The following is a 15,278-nucleotide window of genomic DNA, read 5'->3' as shown; positions in this document are numbered from 1 at the left end:
AAGAACGACTATGAGTGAATGCACAGTTTTAGGATTGCAGGAACAACTGGACAACGGCGAGATACACCTCGTTGACGTCCGTGAACAGATGGAGTTTGCCGGTGGACGCGTTTCGGGCGCCAGCTCGATCCCATTGGGCGAACTAGAGGAAAGACATAAAGAGATCGATCATACCAAGCCGATCTACGTAATGTGCCGAACAGGCCGCAGGTCGACCGAAGCGCAGCAAAAACTGAAGGCTCTCGGCTTTACAAATGTCGTGAACGTTATCGGCGGCATCGAGGCCTGGAAGAAAGAAGAACTCCCGGTTGAGCGGGATGAACACGCACCATGGTCGATCGAGCGTCAGGTCAGGTTCACTGCGGGTCTTTTGGTTTTCGTTGGTGTCGCTATGAGCCTGCTGGTCCATCCGTACTTTATTGCGCTTGCGGGATTCGTCGGTTTCGGACTTGCATTCACTGCTGTGATCGATTGGTGCGGAATGGGACTGCTTATTGCAAAGATGCCGTGGAATAAAAGAACCGCGGTCTAACCGTACGTCGTTTTAGGAAAAAGGGAGACGAAAATGAAATTCAAACAGTTCTATTTAGGATGTCTTGCTCATGCGTCGTATTACATTGGTTCGGGCGACGAGGCTGCGATAATCGACCCCCAGCGCGACGTGCAGCAATACATCGACGAGGCCAATGCAAACGGCCAAAAGATCAAATATGTGATCGAGACCCACTCGCACGCCGATTTCGTTAGCGGCCATCTTGAGCTCGCGTCAAAGACCGGGGCACAGATCATATATGGTCAAAGGGCGAATACTCGGTTTGAGACATTAAAGGTCAAAGACGGAGATAGGCTAACTGTTGGCGCGATCGAGCTAACGTTTTTGGAAACACCGGGCCATACACCGGAGGGGATCACGATCGTGGCGAAGAACACCGAAGTTCCCGACGAACCGCTCAAAATGTTCACTGGTGACACGCTTTTCATCGGCGATGTCGGCCGGCCTGACCTCGTAGGATCGAAGGGATTCACCGCGGAGCAAATGGGCGGCATGCTTTACGATTCGCTCTACGAAAAGATCCTTCCGCTGCCGGATGAGACAGAGGTTTATCCCGCTCACGGTGCCGGGTCGCTATGTGGCAAATCGCTTTCAAAAGAGACTTGGTCAACGCTTGGCGAACAGCGGAAGTTTAACTACGCTCTCAAGCCGATGAGCAAAGACGAGTTCATTAAGGTTGTCGCATCTGATCAACCAGAGGTTCCCGCATATTTCCCGGTCAGCGCTTCCCAGAACCTTAAGGGTTCGGTATCACTTTCGGATCTTGAGCAGCCTGCCGCGATGACAACGGGAGAGATCCTGAATTTCGATGGGGTCGTTGTCGACGTTCGGCAGAATACCGAATTTGGGGCTGGGCATATACCGAATTCGATCAACATTTGGTTGGCCGGCCAGTTCGCGTCGTGGGCCGGGACATTGATCCCGATCGGGACGCCGGTCGCGATCGCCGCAGACACTCAGGCGCAGGTAGATGAAGCGTTCATGCGGCTTGCTCGGGTCGGTATCGAGACCGTAAAGGGCTTCATTCTTCTGACAGACTTCGAAGGCGAAAAGAAATCCGTGCCGCAGGTCGCTGCGATCGAGGTCGCAAAGATCATCGAATCTGAGAATACGGTACAGTTCGTTGATGTACGGCGTCCGGCCGAGTATGCGAACGGACATGCCGCGAATGCGATCAACATTCCGTTGGATCGGCTTTCGCGTGAGATCGATCAGCTTGATCCCGAGATCCCGACCTACGTTATATGCCAGAGTGGTTACCGCTCAAGCCTTGGGACGAGCATTCTTGAGAACGCCGGCTTCATGGAGGTTTATAACGTCACCGGCGGAACAAACGCGTGGATGGATTCTGGGCTTAAGACCGATGTGCTGGCAACAGCATGTGCGAGCAGCCAAAAATAGACATTTGGAACGGCCCGGGGTGACTCGGGCCGATCTTTTAGGAGCAAAGGAATGAGATACATAGTGGTTTTAACGATCGCAATTTCGTCGATGTTTATGGGGAGTTGTGCCGATCGGCTTGGGAACAATGCCTCAGCTGCGGAAAACCGGCCTGTGAACAACGCAACGCCTCCGGCCGTGGATGCCGATAAGCCGGTGGCAGAAAACGAGTGCAAGGTCTGCAATTTCGATATGGCCTCATATAAAGGTGATTTGAATAAAGAAGAGATCAACGGATTACTGCTTGCACTCAACGATGAATATTTGGCAACTGCGACCTACCAACAGGTGAACAAGGATCTTGGCGATCCACGGCCGTTTTCGAATATCGTTCGGGCAGAGATCCGTCACGCCGAAATGCTAAAGGAGATCTTCACGAAATACGGCGTTCCGATTCCGGACAATCCTTGGCAGGGCAACGTTCCCAGGTTCGCAAGTGTTGCGGATGCATGCAAAGCGGGAATTGATGGTGAGATATTGAACCGTGACCTCTACACAAGGCTTTTCAGATCGACAGAACGCAAGGACATTATCGAAACATATCGCTACCTGCAAAGGGCGTCCGAGGAGAATCACCTGCCCGCATTTGAAAGATGCGGAGGCGGTAAAGGACAGGGAACAGGTCCTGGTCGAGGTAACGGCATGGGCCGCGGGCAGCGAGGCATCTGACAATGGAGATCCTTGCATACATTTTCGCCGCGGCGATAGGGATCTCGTTGGGATTGATCGGCGCCGGCGGCAGCATCCTGACCGTTCCGGTTCTTGTTTACATGGCGCATGTCGATCCGGTGCTCGCTACCGCATACTCGCTATTTGTGGTTGGCTCGACGGCTTTGGTCGGCGGAATACAGAACTCGTTCAGAAAGCTGGTCGATTTCAAGACGGCTTTTATATTCGGATTACCGTCGATCTTCGCGGTATATGCAACGCGGGCGTGGATAATGCCTGCGATCCCAACCGAGTTTGGCTTCGGCGGATGGCTGATCTCAAAAGGGACGGCACTGCTGCTTTTGTTTGCCGTTCTTATGGTTGCGACCTCGATCTCGATGATACGCAGCAACGGCACATCACGCGAGCTCGAAACGATCGGGACTGAGGAGCATACCCATCATTTCGGACTCGTGATACTCGAGGGCGTAGGGGTCGGGACGCTGACCGGACTTGTCGGCGCCGGCGGTGGTTTCCTTATCATTCCGGCACTCGTACTATTGGCTGGCCTGGACATGAAGAAAGCGGTCGGCACGTCACTGTTCATAATCGCAATGAAGTCATTGCTCGGATTCACCGGAGATATTCAGGTCGGCACTGCTATCGAATGGCCATTTTTGCTTCTATTCACAGCATCATCTGTAGCCGGTATATTCCTGGGCTCATGGATGACCAAATTTGTCGACGGATACAAGCTCAAAAAGGCGTTCGGGTGGTTCGTGCTCGTGATGGGGATCTATATGATCGTCCGCGAGACCATGTTCGGTTAAGGGTGATAAATGGAAGGCTTATTGATAATAATTGGTTTCATTTCGGCATGGCTATTATTGCAGCTTGTGATATTGCCTAAGCTCGGATTCGATACCTGAATGCGCGGGGCATGCGACGTCGGGTCTCGACGTAAGAAGGTGGAAGAAAATGATGAAAGACATTAAGAATGAAATTGAAAAAGGCGACTACGGATTTCGCAGAACTGTGGAATTATCGTTCGGTGATGCCGTTGAGCGGATCAAATCGGCATTGAAAGACGAAGGGTTCGGCGTGTTGACCGAGATAGATATGAAGGCCAAATTCAAGGAAAAACTTGATAAGGATTTCGGTGAGTACGTCATGCTTGGAGCCTGCAACCCGGGATTTGCATTCCAATCGCTTGGGATCGAGATGGACCTCGGCCTTCTCTTGCCCTGCAACGCCGTCGTTTACGAAAGAAACGGCAAGATCGTCATCGGTCTGATCGACGCTGAAAAGATGTTAGGTCTCACCGGGCGTTCAGAGCTCGCTAACATGGCAAAAGAGGTGAATTCACGACTTGAACGAGCGCTCGCGTCGGTTTAGCAAAAAAATGGAGGCACGAACGGCCTCCATTTTCCTGATCAAACGAACCGGTTCAATGCGCATTATAATTCGCGACCGGATAATCACCATTTGCGCCGAACGGCACGCTGAATACTCCGCTAGTTGAACCTGAGACCCAGAATGCACTCGAACCTGGCGTAGCGCTCGGCCGCCATATAGCGACGTCTGTTTTTCCATCGCCGTCGTAATCTCCTTGGCTCGGAAAGTCTGTTGCCGAAACTCCAAAGATCGCATAAGCCGTTGCAGTTATGACGCCCGTAGAACTCGGTCGGACGTACCACACGATCTGACCCGCGGCACCCCTAATTACTGCAATATCGGTCTTCCCGTCACCGTCGTAGTCACCCGGCACGATGACGTCTGACGGCGTGCCGAATACATGAAAGGTAACGCCATCTGTCGTCTGATTCAACCAGAAAATACCTTGGCCGCCACCGTTATTCCTTTGGATCGCGAAGTCGGCCCGTCCGTCACCATCATAGTCGCCCGGCGCAACGAAATCGCCGTTAACACCCCACGGAACGAAGGTGATGCTGCCAGAGGGGTTGTTTAAGGAGCCGCGATAATACCAGGTACTTTGTGTAAGACTTGTCGGCCCGGGACGATAAACTGCGACATCAGCTTTCCCGTCACCGTCATAATCAGCGACGACCTTTGGATTATCGTCCGTTTGACCAAAGTCTTCGACCCGCAGCGTGTTTCCGTTGCTTTGAAGAATATAGAAGAATGCGTTTCCGGACGGCTGGCCCGTGCCGAACGCTCGCCAAACAGCAATATCGGTGATGTTGTCGCCATCGTAATCGACCGGTACGAAAGTATCTGTTGCAACGCCCCAATCGGTCGCAGTTGTCGTTCCCGAGCCGTTCAGGCTCGTAAACCAGCGAATTTGATTGGTCGCACCGCTGCCGCCGCTCCCAATGTTGCGTACGACCGCAAAATCGGTCCTTCCGTCGCCGTTAAAATCGAGAACATTCTGCGTCGGAGCTGCAGAAGCGGTCGTCACGCTAGCCCACGACGTGCCGATACGCAGGCCGTCAACCACGGTCGTCGGATGCGACGATGCCGTTCCTTGCCGCAGTGCCACTGATCCGATTGCTATGTCGCTCTGGGCCACATCTGTCGCTGTCAGCGTCGGCGCGCCCGGTTCACCTCCGGGTAGTGTCGGATTGATATAAAGCGTGACAGTATCGTTGGCCGCTCCGTCAACAAAAGTGTACTTCGCGACAATAAGGTAAGTAGTGTTCAAAGAGTACGTGAACGGAGTGAATGCGATATTACCTGCCGTGGTGAGTGCTTTCGAAAGTCCAAAAGCTACGCCGTTCGCTTCATCGCGTTTTGCGAACACTCTAACCCTGAAGTTCGTTCCGATCGGGTCCGGACTCAGATGAAAGAAGTAGCCTCCAAGCGGGTCTGTCGATGCTGCCGTCACATTTACAAGAAACGCTGCATAGACCGCCCCGGATGATTGAACCGAAAAGACACGATGCACGTCCTCACCGGTTGTCCCAACGCCCGCAGCGTTTCCGACACCAGACCCTGGGTAGCCTGGATATGTGAGGCCGGGAGTCACGACGGCGATGGGGTTCGTTCCGGTCCCGCTGTGCGCCGTCCATCCGTTCTCCGACAAAAGTGCTCCTGTGGAGTAGCTAAAGTTGTCGACAAATATCGGCGGTTGGGCGGCGACCGAGATCGATCCAAACAAAGTCAATATCAACATTGAGCAGAACACAAAATAACGCGTGTGGTGTTTCATTTTTAACTCCTGCAAGGCCGGTTGCGGGACTCGTTAGGCGCATTTGCACGAGAGCAATTCGCTCCGCATCGTCGGCGAAAGTGGTTTCATTAATTAAGCGTAACTTCAATACTTTGCCCGCTCTCGCGAAATAAATCAATTTAGCACGTGCCGCAATTCAAATAAATGTAACGCTTGATCGGGGTGATTTGGTAAACTTGGACGAAGAAAACACATTATCGATGAGGAGTTTGGCAATGAGACGGCTGTTTTTGATCTCAACACTCGCGCTATTCATCAATCCGGTCTCGAATTTTGGTCAGACGGCAAAGCCCACTCCGCCGCCCATCAGCGAGGAGTCAGAGGTTATTCGCGTCGACACCGAACTCATCGACGTCCCGGTAACTGTGACGGATCGGCAAGGGCGTCCAGTGACAGGCCTCAAGAGATCGAATTTTGTTGTATTCGAAGACAGCAAACCGCAGGAGATCGCAGAATTTGCAGCAACAACATCGCCGTTCGAGATCGCCTTGCTCCTCGATACTTCCGGTTCGACACGCGCCGATCTGGAACTGATTCGACGCGCGGCGCAGTATTTTGTCGATTCGTTGAGGTCGGGTGACCGAGTGGCCATCATTTCGTTTCACACTGAAGTCGTTGCGAATCGCGGCGTGGCAAAAAGTGAGGTGCTCGTCGGCCTGACCGACGATAGAATGAGGCTCCGTTCTGCCCTTGAGCGCGTCGGGACAAGCAACGGTACACCGTTCTACGACGCGATAACCTTGATCAGCACTCGGGTATTTTCTGAAGCTCCGCGTGAGGAGTTTAGAGGAAGGCGCGCTTTGGTCGCCTTGACCGATGGGGTCGACTCGACAAGTGAGTCCGGTTTTCAGACTGCAGGCGACGGTTTGGTCAATGCAGGTGTCACAAGCTTTTTCATCAAGGTCGACACGCGGCCCTTTTTTGAGGAAAATCTACTAGGGGATTGCGAGAGTGCTGTCAGATTTTCGCAGGCACAGATGCGACGCTATTATTCCGGGATCGGCCAAAGATCTGGTCTTGAACGAACAAGCGATTTTTGTCAATTAGGTGACTTCGAGCGTCTTGCGATCAGCAAACGGCTCTACGAGATCGCGGACAATGAAATGATCTCGCTTTCGAAACTTTCCGGGGGACGAGTGTTTCCGGTAGGCGATCTTTCGGAAGCTCGAAGCGCATTCAGGCAGGTTGCCGATGAGATCGGCACGAAATACAGCATCGGATACTATTCCTCGAACGAAAAGCGCGATGGGAAGTTCAGGTCGATCAGGGTCGAAGTTCGCGGCGTTCCTTCAGGGGCCGTTGTTCGTGCAAAGCAGGGTTACACAGCTAATTTAGATTGAGATCGCGCCGCCTGAAAGTTAGTTATATGTCAAACAAATTCAAACGGATATGCCTTGTTGTGTTGGATTCTGCGGGTATCGGAGCTATGCCTGATGCACCCGACTGGGGCGATGCCGGTGCCGATACGCTTGGCAACATCTTCAGAAGCCGTAAAGTAGATGTGCCAAACTTTCAGGCGTTGGGCCTCGGGAACATTCGTCCGTTGGACGGTGTTGCGGTTGTTGCTGAGCCAACGGGTTCGTACGGCAAATGCACTCTTCGATCGAATGGCAAGGACACCACGACAGGTCATTGGGAGATGGCCGGTATCGTGCTTGATAAGGCATTTCCGACGTTTCCCGCCGGATTTCCGTCGCGTTTGATCGATCGTTTCGTTGCCGAAACCGGTGTGCCCGGAATTCTCGGGAATGTTCCGGCAAGCGGGACGGAGATAATCAAAGAACTAGGTGAGGAGCACGTTCGAACCGGCAAACCGATAGTCTACACTTCGGCGGATTCGGTGTTTCAGATCGCGGCACACGAAGAGGTTGTTCCGATCGACCGGCTGTATGAGATGTGCGAGATCGCCCGGCGGATACTGGACGGAGAGGACAAGGTCGGCCGCGTGATCGCACGGCCATTCGTCGGAGGATCCGCCAATGACTTCAAACGCACCGAAAATCGTCACGATTATGCCATCCCGCCGCCGTCCGACAATTTGCTCCCATTGCTGAAGGAAAAAGGCCTCGATGTCGTCTGCATTGGCAAGATCGCTTCGATCTACGATTCGATTGGCGTCACACAGGACCTGACCGCAAAGAACAACGATCAAACGGTCGATCAGACCATTAATGCCCTGAATTCCGAAAGCCGCGGTTTGATCTTCAGCAACCTTGTGGACTTCGATATGCTCTACGGGCATCGCCGTGACACCGAGGGTTACGCTAAAGCCCTCGAACATTTCGACGTCCGTTTGCCAGAGATCTTTGCGGCAATGGACGATGAAGACCTGCTTATTCTGACGGCGGACCACGGTAACGATCCAACATTTCGGGGGAGCGACCATACGCGAGAGTTCGTCCCGCTTCTGGTTTACGGAAGGTCCGCAAAGCCCGGGGTCGATCTCGGTATCAGGGGTTCGCTCGCTGATATTGGGCAGACGATCGCTGATAATTTCGGTGTGACGCTAAAGGATGGCGAGAGTTTTCTCGATCAAGTAGCATTGAGTTGACCGCTGAGCATTTTGCGATTTGGCTGACAGCTATTAGCTTATAGCTGTCGGCTTTTTCAATTTCGTGCTCTTTATTATCGTGTTATGAAGAAGATCTGCATTGCGATTATCACATCCTTCGTTCTTTCTCTATCCGCGAATGCTCAAGAACCGACGATCGAACAACCGTCGAGACTCCGGCATGCGATCGAAAAATACGAGCAGGACCGTGGTGCCTACGGCCGTTGGTACTCTGCTGAGACATCCCTGGCCCGAAAAGAGCGGTTCAGTAAGTTGTACTCCGATCGCCTCGCAGAGCTCGCGAGAATGAACTTTGCAAGGCTCGAACATCACGAACAGGTCGACTACATTCTCTTTCAAAACCACCTTCGTCGGGAACTTCAGGAACTGAACCGGACTGCTGCTCAAATAGACGAGTTGGAACCGATCATTCCGTTTGCGAAGGTGATCGCTGACCTTGAAGATCAGCGTCGGCGGCTCGAAACCATCGACGCTGAAAAGACAGCCGCTAAGCTGGATCTCCTGGCTAGACAGATCAGAGAAACGCAAAAGCAGTTTGAAACCGGATCGGCTGAGAAACCGAAACGCACAGTTGCCAACCGGGCGGTCAGGATGATCGCATCGCTTCGTTCGACGCTGCGCAATTGGTACAACTTTCATAACGCGTACGATCCCGCCTTTACCTGGTGGAATAAACGGCCCTATGAAGCCGTCGAAGACGCGCTCCAGAAATATTCGACGTTTGTCGTTAGTAAACTCGTCGGGATCTCACCCGATGATAAGACGACCATAATTGGAGATCCGATCGGCAGGGAAGCTCTCATGAACGAGTTGAAGTTCGAGATGATCCCGTATACGCCCGAGCAGTTGGTCGAGATCGCAAACCGGGAATTCGAATGGTGCGTAGCCGAACTCAAAAAGGCGTCCCGCGAAATGGGTCTGGGCGATGACTACACGAAGGCCATCGAGGCGGTAAAGCAAAAGTATGTCGAGCCCGGAAAGCAGCCGGCCCTGATACGCGATTTTGCGCTCGAAGCGATCGAATATGTGAAGAAGAACGACCTCGTTACGGTTCCGGTCGAGGCGGAAGAAACTTGGCGAATGGAAATGATGTCGCCGGAACGACAACTCATCGCTCCTTTTTTTCTTGGCGGCGAGACGATACTTGTCGCGTATCCGACCGATGGGATGGCGCACGAGCAGAAAATGATGTCGCTTCGTGGGAATAACCCCCACTTCGCGCGCGCGGTCACGCATCATGAACTGATCCCCGGTCATCATCTGCAGCAGTTCATGAACCGCAGATACCGTCCCTATCGGTCGAGTTTTCGCACGCCGTTTTGGGGTGAAGGCTGGGCATTATATTGGGAGTTCATTCTCTGGGATCGAGGTTTTGTGAAAACTCCGGAAGATAAGATCGGTGCTTTGTTTTGGCGATCACACCGGGCGGCCCGAATCATTTTTTCACTCAATTTCCATCTTGGTAACTGGACGCCCGAGCAGTGCGTCGATCTGCTTGTAGACAAGGTCGGGCACGAACGTGAGAATGCACTTGCCGAGGTCAGACGTTCGTTTTCGGGGGACTACGGGCCGCTTTACCAAATGGCATATATGATGGGCGGCTTGCAGTTTTATCAACTTCATCGCGATCTCGTAGGTACAAGAAAAATGACCGATCGTGCATTTCACGATGCAGTTCTGCGGGAAGGCTCAATACCCGTGGAGATGGTTCGCGCGATCCTGACAAAACAACCGTTGTCGGCGGGCCATTTGCCGACATGGAAATTCTACGGCCCGGTCGACCCAAAATGATCGGATAAACGAGATCGCGAGAATGAGTAAAAAGAAGCTTCTTTACATACCGATAGTATTGCTCTTTGCGTTCTCGGCATTTGCGCTCGTCTCCCATTACTCGAACATTTTCAATGTACAGGCTCGGTTTTCTCGTGACGCGCATTTGCCTTTCGGCTATACGGGCGGAACGGCGTACGCGATAACGTCCGCAGCTGAACAAGCCGGAATTCGTCAGGGTGACCGGATCGTGGCGATCAACGGTCGGGAACTTGATGGCCGCGATGCTGCGTTTGAAGAAGAACTTAGGCGAATGCGGGGCGGTATTCCGGTTGAGCTTGATCTGGTCCGAGCGGGAAACAATGGCGTGCAGGAGCGTTTCCGAACGTCGATCGTCCCGACGGCTGTTGAGCGTGATCTAACGTATTATGCTGGATTCGTCGGGAATTTCATTTTCGTTTACGCTTTGCCGACACTGTGTATTCTCCTCGGGTTTTGGGTGCTGTTCGTCCGTCCTTCAGATCCGCTGGCATGGCTGCTTCTTTTTGTCCTTCTAGGTTTGAGCTCACTCGGTGTCGAGATGTATTGGGATGGCGCTACGCTTGTAGGTGCTTACCAGAAAGTGTTCTTTTCGAGTTGGGCCTTGGCAATGCTTCTGTTTGGTATCTATTTTCCAGAACGATGGAAGCTCGATGAGAGGTTTCCATGGATCAAATGGCTGCTCATAGTGCCACTGGGTTTCCAGGTGTTCTTGACGCTGCTCGGTTTGATGCGAACGAATACTGGTATCGACCTGTTCCAATATATTCGTCCACTTGCGAACGCATATGGCGTATTTGGGTCCTACATCAACATGTTGGCGATCGGGCTCTTCTTCGCGGCTCTGGGCTACAAGATGGGCACGACCAAAAACCCTGATGCCAAACGCCGACTGCGTGTGATGCTATATGGCACATCGTTAGCCATAACACCGTCGTTTTTGCTTGTTCTTTATCGCCTTCTTTCCGGCAAACAGGGCACGTTCTTCGAGATCGTGCCGTTTTGGATCGGTCTGACGTCGTTGCTGCTTGTCCTTCTGTTTCCGCTCACGATGGCATACGTTATCGTCGTTCAGCGGGCAATGGACGTGAGCGTCGTGATTCGACAGGGATTGCAGTATGGCCTGGCAAAAGGCGGTGTTCGCGTGCTCCAGATGCTTCTGTTGTTCGGCATTGGCATGGGAGTGTATTGGTCAATAAACCGATATGGGACGAACTTTTCCACACAGCTTGCTTTCATCGTCGGCGGTGTGGCTCTTGTGCCGCTCATAGATCTTGTCGCAAAGCCACTGCGGATAACTATTGATCGCCGTTTCTTTCGCGACGCCTATGACGCAGAACAGATCCTTTCGGGACTAAGCGAAGACGTACGGACAATCGTCGAGACGCAGCCGCTGCTCGAGACGGTCGGAGCCAGAATCAGTGAGTCGCTTCACGTACCGCAGGTGGCGATACTTCTTAGAAATAGTGAAAGCTTTTTTCCTGCGTTTACGCTGGGCTTTGACACACCCCCAGCTGTATCGCTCGGACAAGGCTCGCTTGCGCTCCGAAAGTTGCGGGCGAATCGGCACATTGCTCTCTATGACGACATGAGCGAGATCACATCGACGCCGACGGTGTCGATCGACGAGCGCGAACAGTTTCGAGAATTGAACACTCAAATACTCATGCCGTTATCGGTCAAGAATGAGTTGACCGGAATCATCAGCCTTAGTCCAAAAAGATCTGAAGAGCCCTATACGGCAAGCGATCTCAGATTGCTCAGGTCGGTCGCAACGCAAACTGGTTTGGCTCTAGAGAATTCGCGGCTCACCGAAGCCTTTGCCAGAGAAGCCGCACAAAAGGAACGGCTGAATGCCGAGATAGAGATCGCTCGCGAGGTCCAGGAACGCCTTTTTCCGCAAGAACTGCCGAGAATCAAGGGCCTTGATTACTTCGGGGCGTGCCGGCCGGCGTTAGGCGTCGGCGGCGATTATTATGATTTCATAGAACTGCCAGATGACCGGTTCGGCATTGCGATCGGTGATGTATCGGGGAAAGGGATCGGGGCTTCACTCATGATGGCAAGCCTTCAGGCATCACTTCGCGGCCAGGCGTTACATGCGGGCGACGACCTTGCGATGCTCATGACAAATGTCAATCGACTGGTTTACGAGGCATCGACTTCGAATCGGTATGCCACATTCTTTTACGCGCAATATGACCCTATTACGCGGGTACTGGCTTATGTCAACGCGGGCCATAATCCGCCATTCCTGCTTCGTGAGAGCGGTAAGGTCGAAACGCTTGAAAGAGGCGGACCCGTGATCGGGATGCTGCCGCCGATGCTTGTAAATTACGAAATGGGCACGGTCGAGCTTAACGAAGCTGATCGGGTCATCGGCTTTACGGATGGCATTTCGGAAGCAATGAACCCCAACGAAGAAGAATGGGGCGAAGAAGCGATGCTTTCAAGATTGGTCGAACTTGGCAATATCTCCGCTGAAGCAACGATTCGAGCGATCATAGAATCAGCCGATTCATTCGCAGACGGTGCCAAACAGCACGACGACATGACCATGATCGTGGTCCGAATCGTCGGGACCGTCGATCCATAAGGCGTTCAGCGGCAGGGCAATATCATCAACGCTTTGCCAGCCTGTATCCGATCAGAGCGAACGGGATGAAGCAGAAAAATCCTGCGACCACCATCCAGATCGGCTGCGGGATCATGGATATGTTCAAGATCCAGCCGATAGTGCCGAGTGTCCCAAGAACGATCGGGAGAACCGACGAATCCCATTTAGCGATCTTGTACATGACAAATCCGCCCAGAAAACACCCGAGTGCATAGCCGAAAAGCACAAGCAACAGAGCGGTAACCGGCAGAGTTGCGACGTAGTTGGTCATCGCAGCCATATCCGTCGTGTCCAGGCCTTCAGGCATCCCGAATATCTTCCCGCTCGCAAATTGAACCAACATGAACGTAATGTTCGCGACAACGATTCCGACAATGCCTGCAAGGATCTTCATCAGCATAAGTGTCTTCCTCCGTTCTGAAGTTTGAAGAATATAACAAAGAACGTTCGGCGTGGCAATCTTTTATTTCTTCAGCCGATCTGCGATCGCAGCAGAGTTTGTCGAAACAACCGCACTAGAATAGTCTTAAAGTATGAGAGTTTACATATTAGTTCTTTTTTCGTTATTGATGTTTGGGTGTGCCGGGACGGGCGGTTCCAAATCTGGTTCAGAGAATGTCCAAATGAATGATTCGCAGTCGGGTGTCGATCATTCGAAAATGGATCATTCAAATATGGGTCATGGGTCGATGGACCACTCCAAAATGGCCAGTTCTCTTGGAGCAGCAGAGGCTCCGATCGATCTGCAGTTCATCGATTCGATGATCGCACACCATCAGGGCGCCGTTGACATGGCGAAACTTGGTATCGGCCGCGCCGGGCGAGCGGAAATGAAGACTTTTTGTGCTGCTGTCATAGCCGACCAGGAACGCGAGATCACACAGATGAAACGCTGGCGTGACGAATGGTTCAAAAATGACGGTCCTGCGATAAATATGGACTTTCCTGGGATGCGCGAAGGTATGAATGGGATGGACATGAGCAAACTTGAAGCCCTTGCAGGAAACGATTTCGACGTAGAGTTCGTTCGTCAAATGATCCCGCATCACGAAGGTGCTCTGCTGATGTCTCGAGCGTTGATCCAACGCAATGACGACAAAGCTCCTCGGCCCGAGTTGAAGCGTCTTGCCGAAAGTATAATCAAGGCTCAGGATCTAGAGATCGCTCAAATGAAAAAATGGCTTGCGGAATGGACGAAGTAAAGGCGGCGATACCAAATGTTGGTTCTCGGAATCGAAAGCTCGTGTGACGAGACCGCGGCCGCCGTGGTTCGCAACGGAAATGCGATCCTGTCGTCGGTGATCGCTTCGCAGATCGAACTTCACCAGCCTTATGGCGGTGTCGTGCCTGAAATCGCTTCGCGAGAACATCTTGCGAAGATCGATACCGTAATTGACCAGGCGCTTGGCCAAGCGGCGACAACGCTCGATGAGGTCGATGCGATCGCAGTGACTCAAGGGCCGGGCCTTGTCGGGTCGTTATTGGTGGGTGTTTGTTACGCTAAAGCCCTTGCTTTCGGTTTGGAGAAACCCCTTATCGCGGTAAATCACATTGAGGGGCATGTTTACTCGGTCGTATTCGAAAATCCTCCGATCGAGTATCCGGCTCTCGCTCTAATTGTTTCCGGCGGCCATACAAATATTTTCTTTGTGCCTCGCGCCGGCGAATACAAGGTCGTCTCAAGAACCCGAGACGATGCTGCGGGTGAAGCGTTCGATAAGGTTGCGAAAATGCTTGGGCTAGGTTATCCCGGCGGACCGGCGATCGAGGCCGTCGCTCGTAAGGGCGATCCTCGCTCTGTGAAATTCACGAAAGCAAAAATATCCGATGGCAGGCCGGATCTGAGTTTCAGCGGACTGAAGACCGCCGTTTCCCGTTATATCCGTGAGAACGAGATCTCGAACGAAGGTGTCGGGCTCAAAGATCAAATGATCGCCGACCTCGCGGCCAGTTTTCAGGCCGCTGTGGTCGAGGCTCTCGTAAGTACGCTCAAGAAACTCGCCGATACTTACAGGCCGCGTACGCTGATTGTGGCCGGCGGCGTCGCGTGCAACTCACTCTTGCGGGCTGAATCCGAGAAAATGGCCGATGCGATCGCGGTACCGGTCTACTTTCCTTCAAAGCATCTGTCAACGGACAACGCCGCGATGATATCTGCTGCCGGGTACGCTCACTTGGCAAGGGGCGAACGATCCGACCTGAAAATGACGGCGGACGTCACTCTTCGTCTGCAGAATATCGAGAATGAAGATGCCGAGCTTCGCCGGAAGCGGGTGCACTATCGCCTCTGAGTTTAGTGTTGCAATTTGAAACACGAAAAAGGTAGACTTTAAACGTTGAGACTTTGCATTGTGACCGAAGCTGAACCGATGTTCGGCTTGTTTGGTGAACGACCGTCGCCCATCATTTTTGGACGTTTTCGAACCAACCCATTTTGTTCAATTCGATC

13 protein-coding genes are annotated in these 15,278 nt (G+C 52.6%); 11 read left to right on the top strand and 2 right to left on the bottom strand.

Annotated elements, in window-relative coordinates; translation table 11 throughout:
- Positions 1-10: 10 nt before the first annotated feature.
- The 5 genes from IPM28_06345 to IPM28_06325 all read left to right on the top strand — a co-directional run bounded on the left by IPM28_06345 (position 11) and on the right by IPM28_06325 (position 4,036).
- Positions 11-532, top strand: a complete 522-nt coding sequence (locus tag IPM28_06345) for a rhodanese-like domain-containing protein (protein MBK9172610.1) — start codon at positions 11-13, stop codon at positions 530-532.
- A 33-nt stretch (positions 533-565) separates the two neighbouring features.
- A complete protein-coding gene (locus IPM28_06340) occupies positions 566-1,954 on the top strand; it encodes an MBL fold metallo-hydrolase (protein ID MBK9172609.1) in 1,389 nt (462 codons plus the stop codon).
- Between the two features lie 231 nt (positions 1,955-2,185).
- Positions 2,186-2,662, top strand: coding sequence for a DUF2202 domain-containing protein (locus IPM28_06335; protein MBK9172608.1), 477 nt, complete (start codon positions 2,186-2,188; stop codon positions 2,660-2,662).
- Between the two features lie 2 nt (positions 2,663-2,664).
- Positions 2,665-3,471 carry a sulfite exporter TauE/SafE family protein gene (locus tag IPM28_06330; protein ID MBK9172607.1) on the top strand — a complete coding sequence of 269 codons (807 nt, stop codon included), beginning with the start codon at positions 2,665-2,667 and terminating at the stop codon, positions 3,469-3,471.
- A 151-nt stretch (positions 3,472-3,622) separates the two neighbouring features.
- On the top strand, positions 3,623-4,036 hold the full coding sequence (locus IPM28_06325; GenBank protein ID MBK9172606.1) for a DUF302 domain-containing protein: 414 nt from the start codon (positions 3,623-3,625) through the stop codon (positions 4,034-4,036).
- Positions 4,037-4,088: 52 nt separating this feature from the next.
- On the opposite strand, the gene IPM28_06320 is transcribed toward IPM28_06325, so the two are convergent.
- On the bottom strand, positions 4,089-5,810 hold the full coding sequence (locus IPM28_06320) for a VCBS repeat-containing protein (protein MBK9172605.1): 1,722 nt from the start codon (positions 5,808-5,810) through the stop codon (positions 4,089-4,091).
- A 236-nt stretch (positions 5,811-6,046) separates the two neighbouring features.
- Here IPM28_06320 and IPM28_06315 point away from each other — a divergent pair, with 236 nt between their 5' ends.
- The 4 genes from IPM28_06315 (at position 6,047) to IPM28_06300 (ending at position 12,808) form a co-directional block, all read left to right on the top strand.
- On the top strand, positions 6,047-7,171 hold the full coding sequence (locus IPM28_06315; GenBank protein MBK9172604.1) for a VWA domain-containing protein: 1,125 nt from the start codon (positions 6,047-6,049) through the stop codon (positions 7,169-7,171).
- A gap of 26 nt (positions 7,172-7,197) precedes the next feature.
- Positions 7,198-8,382 (top strand): phosphopentomutase, encoded by a 1,185-nt coding sequence (locus IPM28_06310; GenBank protein MBK9172603.1) that lies wholly within the window; start codon positions 7,198-7,200, stop codon positions 8,380-8,382.
- An 84-nt stretch (positions 8,383-8,466) separates the two neighbouring features.
- Complete coding sequence (locus IPM28_06305; GenBank protein MBK9172602.1) at positions 8,467-10,194, top strand: DUF885 family protein; 1,728 nt, start codon at positions 8,467-8,469, stop codon at positions 10,192-10,194.
- 22 nt (positions 10,195-10,216) lie between these two features.
- Entirely contained in the window at positions 10,217-12,808 is a 2,592-nt protein-coding gene (locus tag IPM28_06300; protein MBK9172601.1) for a SpoIIE family protein phosphatase, read from the top strand.
- Positions 12,809-12,833: 25 nt separating this feature from the next.
- Here IPM28_06300 and IPM28_06295 read toward each other — a convergent pair whose 3' ends face one another.
- Positions 12,834-13,229 carry a hypothetical protein gene (locus IPM28_06295; GenBank protein ID MBK9172600.1) on the bottom strand — a complete coding sequence of 132 codons (396 nt, stop codon included), beginning with the start codon at positions 13,227-13,229 and terminating at the stop codon, positions 12,834-12,836.
- A gap of 133 nt (positions 13,230-13,362) precedes the next feature.
- Between IPM28_06295 and IPM28_06290 the strand changes: the two genes are divergently transcribed.
- Both IPM28_06290 and tsaD read left to right on the top strand, forming a co-directional pair.
- Positions 13,363-14,031: a DUF305 domain-containing protein gene (locus IPM28_06290; GenBank protein MBK9172599.1), complete on the top strand. Its 669-nt coding sequence runs from the start codon at positions 13,363-13,365 to the stop codon at positions 14,029-14,031.
- A gap of 15 nt (positions 14,032-14,046) precedes the next feature.
- Complete coding sequence (tsaD, locus tag IPM28_06285) at positions 14,047-15,120, top strand: tRNA (adenosine(37)-N6)-threonylcarbamoyltransferase complex transferase subunit TsaD (GenBank protein MBK9172598.1); 1,074 nt, start codon at positions 14,047-14,049, stop codon at positions 15,118-15,120.
- Positions 15,121-15,278 lie beyond the last annotated feature (158 nt).

The organism is Chloracidobacterium sp., assembly GCA_016716305.1.
In the GTDB taxonomy this organism is placed as follows: Bacteria; Acidobacteriota; Blastocatellia; order Pyrinomonadales; family Pyrinomonadaceae; genus OLB17.
Note: the sequence above shows the minus strand (reverse complement) of the source record. Positions and strands in the feature narration are given on the sequence as shown.